At 30.3% G+C, this 757-nt stretch carries 1 protein-coding gene; it reads right to left on the reverse strand.

Annotated elements, in window-relative coordinates; genetic code table 11:
- Positions 1 to 179: 179 nt before the first annotated feature.
- A partial coding sequence (locus WKU26_RS12605; protein ID WP_340322307.1) for a hypothetical protein occupies positions 180 to 757 on the reverse strand: 578 nt, incomplete at its 5' end.

The following is a 757-nucleotide window of genomic DNA, read 5'->3' on the forward strand; positions in this document are numbered from 1 at the left end:
CCTAAAGATACAAAAAAGCCAACTAATTCGCAATACTTTGTGTATGAATTAGTTGGCTGATTTTATACTATTTACTGAATCTCCCTATTTCTCTTAGATAAAAATACCCGATAACTTCCACAAAGCAGTTACCGGGTATATGCAAAGCACTGACAAAGACTGTCAGTAGGATTTCAACTTTAACGTATTATTTGATTTTCTATATAAGATACTTGAAGTTCTGAATTTACAACAAAATCATCAATCCTATATTGATCATCAAAAAACACACCATTAAAATAGAATTTTATTGGATGAAATAAATCTTTTGGAACATAACCATGTCCAAAAGACTGAACACTTTCATAACCTCTTGAAATACTATACAATCCTCTAAATTGGCCGCGACCAGAATGGATTACCTTAATCTTTGATAAATAAGAATTGATAAAATGTTTATTAGTTCCATTTACATCATTACGAGTAATCAAATAATAGTCTTTCACATAAAAAGTGCGTATCTTATTAATAGGTATTGGCTGGGATAAATCTAACTTTACATCTGATGTTACCGTTTCCCATGTACATCCTGCTTGAATAACATCTTTGACATTTATAAAATAGTCACCATCAACCAATAAATAACCACTTTTAGAATATACACCTTTAAGCATCTCGGATACCTCTTCTTCTGAATAATCTTTTATATTCTCAGATTTGCCATATTCTTTATACCTTAATCCCCAATTTTCCGGATTCTTATACACACTTTTAATTA

The sequence above is a fragment of the Phocaeicola sp. HCN-40430 genome (assembly GCF_037890285.1).
Lineage (GTDB): Bacteria > Bacteroidota > Bacteroidia > Bacteroidales > Bacteroidaceae > Phocaeicola > Phocaeicola acetigenes.